Here is a 7,919-nt window from a genome sequence, read left to right on the forward strand (position 1 = left end):
CTCGTAGGCCAGCTCGTAGGCCAGCTCCAGCGTGCCGACGCCCGCATGGTCGTGGTGCCGAAGCGTCAGCTTGGGCGTCAGGTCGTAACGCTGCCAGCTGCCCTTGGCTCCCACGCGCGCCAACAATGCACGCTCGCTGAGCACCAGCAGGCCGGTGGAAAAGTGCAGGTCCTCGTCAAGGTCAACCTGGAGGCTGGCGAGCACGTTGTCCCCGGCAGCCAGGGGCGCTGCCTCAGGGGCAGCCGGGGTGTTTTGTTGGTGTTGCATGCTGAGCGCGGCATTTTCCTTGAAAGCGCGGCAGGCGCACCCCCCGTGCCAGCCCCAGGCAGCGGCCAAGGCGCGGCGGGCGCAAAATTCGCTCCTCGCGCCAACCGCCGGCAACTAGCGCTCCCTGGCCTGCCCCACCCCTGTAAACCCATCCATGACCGCCCAGAAGAACGACATCCAGCTCCAGCGCATCACCTACCTGCGCGGCCCCAACATCTGGACCTACCGCTCGGTGCTCGAAGTCTGGCTCGACCTGGGCGAGCTCGAAGACCACCCTTCCGACAAGCTGCCCGGCTTTACCGACCGTTTGCTGCTGCTGCTGCCGGCGCTGGCCGAGCACCACTGCGGCGTCGGCGAACGCGGCGGCTTCCTGCAGCGCCTGCGTGAAGGCACCTGGGCCGGCCACGTGCTGGAACACTGCGTGATCGAGCTGCTGAACCTGGCCGGCATGCCCACCGGTTTTGGGCAGACCCGTTCCACCAGCCAGCACGGCGTCTACCGGATGGTGTTCCGTTCACGCAACGAACAAGTCGGCCGCACGGCACTGACCGAAGGCCATGCGCTGCTGATGGCAGCGATCAACGACAAGCCGTTCGACGTCACCGCCGCGGTCGCCAAGGTGCGCGACGCGATCGACGACTGCTACCTCGGCCCCTCCACCGCCTGCATCGTGGCGGCTGCCACCGACCGCCGCATCCCGCACATCCGCCTGAATGACGGCAACCTGGTGCAGCTGGGTTATGGCGCGCGACAGCGCCGCATCTGGACGGCCGAGACCGACCTGACCGGCGCGATCGCCGAGACCATCGCCTGCGACAAGGACCTGACCAAGAGCCTGCTGACCGCCTGCGGCGTGCCGGTGCCCGAGGGCGAGATCGTCAACAGCCCGGCGGCGGCCTGGCGTGCGGCGCAAGACTTCGACCAGCCGGTCGTCGTCAAGCCGACCGACGGCAACCACGGCCGTGGCGTGACGCTGGACCTGACGCAAGAAGCCGACGTGCACGCCGCCTACGAGGTGGCCGCGCGCCACGGCAGCGAGGTGATGGTCGAGCGCTACATCCCCGGCCAGGAGCACCGGCTGCTGGTCATCGGCGGCCGCGTCGTTGCCGCCGCCCGCGGCGAAACTGCCTGGATCACCGGCGACGGCCAGCACAACGTGGCCGACCTGGTCGACCAGCAGATCAACAACGACCCGCGTCGTGGCACCACCGAAGACCACCCGCTGAACCGGCTGAACCCGCGCGAAGACGGCGTGATGCTGCTCGACCTGCAGCGCCAGGGTCTGACACCGGATTCGGTGCCGCCGGCCGGCAAGCGCGTGCTGGTGCAGCGCAACGGCAACGTCGCGATCGACTGCACCGACGATGTGCACCCCGAGGTCGACCACTACGTCTCGCTGGCCGCACAAGCCGTCGGGCTGGACATCGCCGGCATCGACGTGGTGGCCGAGGACATCAGCCGCCCGCTGCATGAGCAAGGCGGCGCGGTGGTCGAGGTCAACGCCGGCCCCGGCCTGCTGAGTCACCTGAAGCCGGCGGTTGGCAAGCCGCGCCCGGTCGGCCAGGCCATCGTCGAGCAACTCTTCCCCAGCGACGAGCATGACGCGCATCCGGGCCGCATCCCAATCGTCGGCGTCGCCGGCACGCGCAATACCGACGTGATCGCCCGCGCGATCGCGTGGCTGGTGCACCTGTCGGGCCGCCACACGGCGCTGGCCTGCCGCGGCGGCATGTTCGTCGGCCAGCGCCGCACCGAGCCGGCGGTCGCCAAGAGTGCCGCCTACTGGGAAGCGAGCCACCGCCTGCTGATGAACCGCGATGCGCAAGCCGCGGTGTTCGAGAACGGCCCTGCGCTGATCCTGGACGAGGGCCTGCCGTACGACCGCTGCCACGTCGGCGTGGTGACCGATTTCGACGGCGCTGCCGATTTGAAGCGGCACGACGTCAGCGAGTCCGACCAGCTGTACAAGGTGCTGCGCACGCAGATCGACGTGGTGCTGGACGACGGTGTCTCGGTGCTGAACGCGAACGACCCGCGCATCACCGAGCTGGCCGACCTGAGCGACGGCGAGGTGCTGTACTACGCGATCGATGGCGGCGGCGACGCCCCGCAGCTGCTGCGCGACCACAGCCTCGACGGCGGCCGCGCGGCGATCCTGCGCAATGGCCGCGTGATGCTGATGACCGGCGCCAGCGAACATGCCGGGCCTGACCTGCACGGCATCCTCAAACGCCATGGCCATGGCGGCGCCGGCGAGTTGGCGGCACTGTCCGAGGCGCTGCTGGCCGCAGTGGCCGCGGCCTGGGCCTTCGGCATCTCGCCCGAGTTGATCGCCGCTGGTGTCGAGACCTTCGACCTCGGCCCGACCCGCGCCTGAAGCCAGTTCCGCAGAACAAAGACCTGACGACACCGCCCCATGGAAATCTCCCGCATCCGCACCCTGCGTGGCCCCAACCTCTGGAGCCGCCACACCGCCGTCGAAGCCATCGTCTCGTGCACCGAGCCTGAGCGGGCGCTGAGCACGCTGCCCGGCTTCGAGGCCCGGCTGCGCGCCCTCTTCCCGGGCCTGGGCGCGCTGCGCCGCCGGCCTGAAGAGGCTTCGCTGGCCCATGTGCTGGAAGCAGCCACGCTGGCGCTGCAAACGCAGGCCGGCTGCCCGGTGACCTTCAGCCGCTGCACGGCAACTGTCGACCCTGGTGTCTACCAGGTGGTCGTCGAGTACAGCGAAGAAAAGGTCGGCCGCCAGGCGCTCGAAGCCGCTGAGGTGCTGATCCGTTCGGCGCTGGCCGAAGAGGGCGTGACGCCGTTCGACTGCGACACGACGATCCATTCGCTGCGCGAGCTGGACGAGGACATCCGCCTCGGCCCCTCGACCGGCTCGATCGTCAACGCGGCAGTGGCGCGCGGCATCCCGTTCCGGCGCCTGACCAGCGGCAGCCTGGTGCAGTTCGGCTGGGGCTCGAAGCAGCGCCGCATCTGGGCCGCGGAGGTCGACTCGACCAGCGCGGTGTCCGAATCGATCGCGCAGGACAAGGACCTGTGCAAGACGCTGCTGCGTGCGGCCGGCGTGCCGGTGCCGCTGGGCCGGCCGGTGTCCAGCATCGAAGACGCCGTCGCCGCCGCCGAAGAGATCGGCTGGCCGGTGGTCTGCAAGCCGCAGGACGGCAACCAGGGCAAGGGCGTCACCGTCAACATCACCGACACCGAAGGCCTGGCCGCGGCTTACAAGACGGCCGAGGAAATCGGCCACCCGATGGTCGAGAAGTTCCTGCCGGGCAGCGACTTCCGCATGCTGGTGGTCGGCAACCGGCTCATCGCCGCCGCGCGGCGCGACCCGCCGCAGGTGTCGGGTGACGGCGTCCACACCGTGCGCCAGCTGGTCGACGCGGTCAACGCCGATCCGAAGCGAGGCGATGGCCATGCCACGTCGCTGACCAAGATCCGCTTCGACGACATCGCCGTTGCCCGGCTGGCGGTCCAAGGCCTGACGCCCGAATCGGTGCCACCCAAGGGCCAGCGCGTGATCCTGCGCAACAACGCCAACCTGTCGACCGGCGGCACTGCGACCGACGTGACCGACGACGTGCACCCCGAGGTCGCCTCGCGAGCCGTGGCCGCGGCCCGCATGGTGGGCCTGGACATCTGCGGTGTCGACGTGGTCTGCGAAACGGTCATCCGCCCGCTCGAAGAGCAGCACGGTGGCGTGGTCGAGGTCAACGCCGCGCCAGGGCTGCGCATGCACCTGTCGCCGTCCTTCGGCAAGGGTCGCGCGGTCGGCGAAGCGATGATCAACCACCTGTACGCGCCGGGTGACGACGGCCGCATCCCGGTGGTCGCGGTCACCGGCACCAACGGCAAGACGACGACGACGCGATTGATCGCGCACCTGTTCGGCGCCAGCGGCCTGCGCGTCGGCATGACCAACACCGACGGCGTGCATGTCAACGGCCGCCAGATCGACTCGGGCGATTGCTCCGGCCCGAAGAGCGCGCGCAACGTGCTGATGAACCCGCAGGTCGACGCGGCGGTGTTCGAAACTGCGCGCGGCGGCATCCTGCGTGAAGGCCTGGGCTACGACCGCTGCCAGGTCGCAGTCGTCACCAATATCGGCGCCGGTGACCACCTGGGGCTGAACTACATCACCACGGTCGAAGACCTGGCGGTGCTCAAGCGCGTGATCGTGCAGAACGTGGCCCCCACCGGCTACGGGGTGCTGAACGCGACCGACCCGCACTGCGTCAACATGGCGCCCACCTGCCCCGGCGGCATCATCTACTTCGCGCAAGACCGCCACCACCCGGTGCTGGCCACGCACCGCGCGCAGGGCCAGCGCTGCGTCTACGTCGAGGGCGACCAGATCGTCGTTGCCGAGGGCAACTGGCGCGAGTTCGTCGCGCTGCGCGACATCCCGCTGACGCGCCACGGCACGATCGGCTTCCAGATCGACAACGCGATGGCCGCGATCGCCGCGGCCTGGGGTGTCGGCCTGAGCTGGGATGCGATCCGCTCCGGTCTGGCCAGCTTCGTCAACGACGCCGACAACGCGCCCGGCCGCTTCAACGTGATGGACTACCGTGGCGCGACGCTGATCGCCGACTACGGCCACAACCCGGACGCGATGCGCGCGCTGGTGGCCGCCGTGGCCGCGATGCCGGCCAAACGCCGCTCGGTCGTCATCTCGGGCGCCGGCGACCGCCGCGACGAAGACATCCGCGAGCAGACGCAAATCCTGGGCACCGCGTTCGACGAAGTGATCCTGTACCAGGACGCCTGCCAGCGTGGCCGTGAAGATGGCGAGGTGCTGGCACTGCTGCGCCAGGGCCTGGAAGGCGCCCAGCGCACCCGCCACATCGAAGAAATCACCGGCGAGTTCATCGCGATTGACACCGCGTTGTCGCGGCTGGAGCCGGGTGACCTGTGCCTGGTGCTGGTCGACCAGGTAGAAGAAGCATTGGCCCACCTGGCCAAGCGCGTGGCCGAACCGGTAGCCTAACGCCTGGCGACCTTCACCCGCCGACCGGCGCCCCTGCTTTGCGGCAGCGGCGCCGGTTTCGTTTCGTCGCCGGCCGCGGCCGTTTCATCCGCCATGGCAGCGCTTCGCCCTGCCAATCGGACGCTTCGTCCTTTCCCGGATCGATTCCGGAGGGGCTTGCCGCTATGGTGCAGTCGCCCGCCAAGCGCCCGTTACCCAGAGGCGCCCGGAAGTGGTCTCGATCCGGCGCCGCCATCCGCGGCGCCATTTGTTATTTGGAAAGTGCCTGCTGATGAAAACCCTGAGACTGTCGACGCTCGCCGTCCTCGTACACCTGGCCGCGGCCAGCTTCGCCGCCGCCCCTGTAGCGGGCCTGGACCGCCCGGGCTTCGACCCGGCCGTGCGCGCCCAGGACGACCTGTTCCTGGCCGCCAACGGCACCTGGATCAAGACGACCGACATCCCTGCCGACAAGGCCGAGTACGGCACTTTCATCAAGCTGCGTGACCTGTCGGACGAACGGGTCAAGGGCATCGTCGAGGCGCTGGCGCAGCAGAAGCACGCCGACGGCAGCGTCGAGCAGAAGATCGGCGACTTCTACGCCGCCTACATGGACACCGCCGCGATCGACAAGGCCGGCCTGGCGCCGTTGAAGCCCCAGCTCGACGCGGTCGCGGCGCTGAAGGACAAGCGCGCTCTCGTCGGGCTGATGGGAAGCTGGCAGAGCGTCGTCAGCATGCCGATGAACCTCGGCGCCGGCCAGGACTTCAAGAACCCCGGCATCTACATGTCCTTCGTCTTCCAGAGCGGCTTGGGGCTGCCTGACCGCGACTACTACCTCAAGGACACCGAGCGCTTCCAGAAGGTGCGTGGCGCCTACGTGGCCTACGTCACCAAGCTGCTCGAGCTCTCAGGCGATGCCGCCGCCGCGAAACACGCCGCGGCCGTCTACGAGCTCGAGAAGAAGATGGCCGAGGCCCAGTGGGCCAAGGTGGACAACCGTGACCCGAAGAAGATCTACAACCCGACCAAGCTGACGGCGCTGGCCCAACAGGCCCCAGGCATCGACTGGCCGGCCTTCTTGCGCACGGGCGAGATGCCCACGCTGGACGGAATGCTCGTGGTGGGCCAGCCCAGCTACGTCAAGGCCTTGTCCGGCCTGGTCAAGAACCAGCCGCTCGACACCTGGAAGCTGTACATGCAGGTGCGCCTGCTCGACGCCATGGCTTACCAGCTGCCGGCCGAGTACCGCGAAGCCAAGTTCGCGTTCGCGGGCCGCGCCGTTCGCGGCCAGACGGAAGACCTGCCGCGCTGGCAGAAGGCCGTCACGGTGCTCAACGACGCGATGGGCGAGGCGCTCGGCCAGGTCTATGTCCAGCAGTACTTCCCGCCGGCCCACAAGGAGCGGATGCTGGAACTGGTCCGCAACCTGCTCGCGACCTACTCGACCTCAATCGACGAGCTGAGCTGGATGTCGCCGGAAACGAAAAAGGCGGCCCATGAGAAGCTGACCAAATACGGCGTGAAGATCGGCTACCCCGACATGTGGCGCGACTATTCCGCGCTGGCGATCAAGGCCGGCGATGCGATCGGCAACGACTTCCGCGCCTCGCGCTTCGAGCACGTTCGCCAGGCCATGCGTGTGGGCAAGCCGGTCGACCGCAAGGAATGGGGCATGACGCCGCAGACCGTCAATGCCTACTACGACCCGGGCATGAACGAGATCGTGTTCCCGGCCGCGATCCTGCAGCCGCCGTTCTTCGACATGGCGGCCGACGATGCGATGAACTACGGCGCGATCGGCGCAGTGATCGGCCACGAGATCAGTCACGGCTTCGACGACCAGGGCAGCCAGTTCGACGGCAACGGCGTGCTGCGCAACTGGTGGACCGACACCGACCGCAAGGCCTTCGACGCCATCACCGCAAAGCTGGTTGACCAGTACGCGCAGTACGAGCCGATCCCGGGCAGCAAGCTCAACGGCAAGCTGACACTGGGCGAGAACATCGCCGACCTGTCGGGCCTGCAGATCGCCTTCAAGGCCTACCAGCGTTCGCTGAAGGGCCAGCCGGCGCCGGTGATCGAGGGCTACACCGGCACGCAGCGCTTCTTCCTCGGCTGGTCGCAAGCCTGGCGCGAGAAGACCCGCGACGAGCGCAAGCTGCAGCTGGTGACGACCGACCCGCACTCACCGCCGGAGTTCCGCGCCAACGGCGCCGCGGTGAACCACGACGGCTTCCACGAAGCCTTCGGCACCAAGGTCGGCGACAAGATGTTCAAGGCCCCGGAAGAGCGCATCCACATCTGGTGAGGCCCATGGGGCCGGCCGGCGCTCGCCGTGCCGGCACCCACCTGAGCCCGGTTCCGCCCCGCGCGGCGCCAGGCTCTTTCACGTTCAAGTCTGGCGGTTGAAACTGAACCGTCGATCTGATGCGTTATGTGCCTGCTTCGCCTCAGATTTGAAGTGCAACACTTCTTCTCCAAGGAGCAGTTGCACGAATGGGAATCCGATACTCTCACCTGTCCTCGACAGATCGCGTTCGTATTGAGGTCTGCTTGCGCTACGGCGCTCGTGCGGCCGCCGTGGCACGCTTTGTCGGCTGCCATCGGTCTACCATTTGGCGGGAGCAAGAACGCGCAAAGTCTTATGGCTTCAGGACCTACGCCGCCGACTTCGGCC

The 7,919-nt window shown here is 68.2% G+C and carries 5 protein-coding genes; 4 read left to right on the top strand and 1 reads right to left on the bottom strand.

The genetic code is table 11. The features are described from left to right. On the bottom strand, positions 1-204 hold a 204-nt coding region (locus AC1DYI_RS21060; RefSeq protein WP_477206087.1), incomplete at its 3' end, for a hypothetical protein. A 217-nt stretch (positions 205-421) separates the two neighbouring features. On the opposite strand from AC1DYI_RS21060, the gene AC1DYI_RS21065 reads away from it, so the two are divergent. From AC1DYI_RS21065 to AC1DYI_RS21080, 4 genes are all read left to right on the top strand, one after another. Then, complete coding sequence (locus AC1DYI_RS21065) at positions 422-2,644, top strand: cyanophycin synthetase (protein WP_477206088.1); 2,223 nt, start codon at positions 422-424, stop codon at positions 2,642-2,644. Positions 2,645-2,683: 39 nt separating this feature from the next. Continuing rightward, on the top strand, positions 2,684-5,260 hold the full coding sequence (gene cphA / locus AC1DYI_RS21070) for a cyanophycin synthetase (protein ID WP_477206089.1): 2,577 nt from the start codon (positions 2,684-2,686) through the stop codon (positions 5,258-5,260). A gap of 271 nt (positions 5,261-5,531) precedes the next feature. Next, positions 5,532-7,550 (top strand): M13 family metallopeptidase, encoded by a 2,019-nt coding sequence (locus AC1DYI_RS21075; protein WP_477206090.1) that lies wholly within the window; start codon positions 5,532-5,534, stop codon positions 7,548-7,550. Between the two features lie 188 nt (positions 7,551-7,738). Continuing rightward, the coding region (locus AC1DYI_RS21080) for a helix-turn-helix domain-containing protein (RefSeq protein ID WP_477206091.1) at positions 7,739-7,919 on the top strand (181 nt) is incomplete at its 3' end.

The sequence above is a fragment of the Ideonella sp. P3_A4 genome, from assembly GCF_056403075.1.